This is a genomic window from Ancylomarina subtilis (assembly GCF_004217115.1).
In the GTDB taxonomy this organism is placed as follows: Bacteria; Bacteroidota; Bacteroidia; order Bacteroidales; family Marinifilaceae; genus Ancylomarina; species Ancylomarina subtilis.
On the sequence record NZ_SHKN01000012.1, the window covers coordinates 1 to 1,391 of the forward strand.

At 42.5% G+C, this 1,391-nt stretch carries 3 protein-coding genes; 1 reads left to right on the forward strand and 2 read right to left on the reverse strand.

Annotated features, from left to right (window positions below):
- A partial coding sequence (locus tag EV201_RS16310) for a DUF6266 family protein (RefSeq protein ID WP_130308711.1) occupies positions 1–580 on the reverse strand: 580 nt, incomplete at its 3' end.
- 67 nt (positions 581–647) lie between these two features.
- A complete protein-coding gene (locus EV201_RS16315) occupies positions 648–854 on the reverse strand; it encodes a hypothetical protein (protein ID WP_130308712.1) in 207 nt (68 codons plus the stop codon).
- A gap of 172 nt (positions 855–1,026) precedes the next feature.
- Here EV201_RS16315 and EV201_RS16320 point away from each other — a divergent pair.
- On the forward strand, positions 1,027–1,391 hold a 365-nt coding region (locus EV201_RS16320; RefSeq protein ID WP_242610510.1), incomplete at its 3' end, for a DUF5675 family protein.

Here is a 1,391-nt window from a genome sequence, read left to right on the forward strand (position 1 = left end):
CTCCATCTGCCGTTCCAAAAAATGCATACACATGAACATTACCAGCTGGAACTGGCAAGGTAATTTCGGCTGACTGATCAGAACGAACTGAGGCTGTATTCAAGATGTGAACTCTCTCAGGAGTCATCACCATAAGATGCAATTTATCATCGGCGTTACCGACTCCAGTATCACTATCATCTTTCCAGGACAATTCAATACCCGACACCACATCGGCATCATCCTGAATATTCAAATTCTCCGGAAGTGGCAAAGCTCCCGTGGAAGCATGAAAATCAGAATAATTCACCAATTCTCCACTTTCATCGAAAGCAGGCATATTGGTTTTCACAAAGAGATTGTAACCGGTCATCTTGCCACCGACTAAATTCCATACCGGACGGATTAGACTTGACAGCAATGATGAGGCTAAACTGACTACCGACTTAAATCGGCTTCTCTGTTTTTGCTGGGCTTCGGTATTCGAAGCATTTGGACCTGGAAGCGATTTGATATAATTCACGCCTTTCCATGAGCTACCGACAACGGCGCCTACTTTTCCTGAGAATGGGCCCAGGATCCCTTGAGTGTATTTTCCCATGACATTTTAAATTTGGGTTAGTAATTGGTTAGTTAACATAGAATTGAGACAGGTACGGAGCAGGTACCTACTTGTCCTTACTCCTTTTGTCTCCACGATCACGCTGTTTACGATCGCGTTTTCTGTCTTTTTTCGACCACAGTCGCTTTAATAAAGCAATGACAATAGTCGAAACCGTTCCGCCAACAACTGAAACCATAGCTTCAGTACTATCTAGTGGAATACTTTGTGCCGCATCAAGAACATCGGGCTGAATGCCGATGGATTCTGCCATGCCCATGGTCGATGCAGTGCCAATCAAAAAAGAAGATATATTTTTCATTTTCAAGGACTTTAATGGTTAAACATAGACTTAAAATACATACATTAAAGTCAAAAATCACGACTACACAGCTGATTTACAGCGCATTGCACCCAACTGCATCAAATTGTATAAATAACTGATTATGAAAGCACATGAAATTTTACATCTACGGATAATTCGAGAAGAATTCAGCAGTCAAACCACTGTGGGGAAAATGTATATCGATGGTCACTTTTTTGGTTATACCCTGGAAGATACTGTCCGGGCATTTGGTATCAAAGTGAAAGGTCATACCGCCCTACCTGCCTACCAATATCAGGTGAAATTGAGTTTCAGCCCAAAATATGAAAGGATGATGCCCCTGATCTTCAATCAAAGTGACGGGAGCGTGAATGCTATGGGCATCCAGTTTAAGGGCATTCGCTTTCATGGTGGGAATAGACATACGGATACGGAAGGCTGTATCCTCATCGCCAAACATCGGGTTACAAAAGAGATCATTCAAGG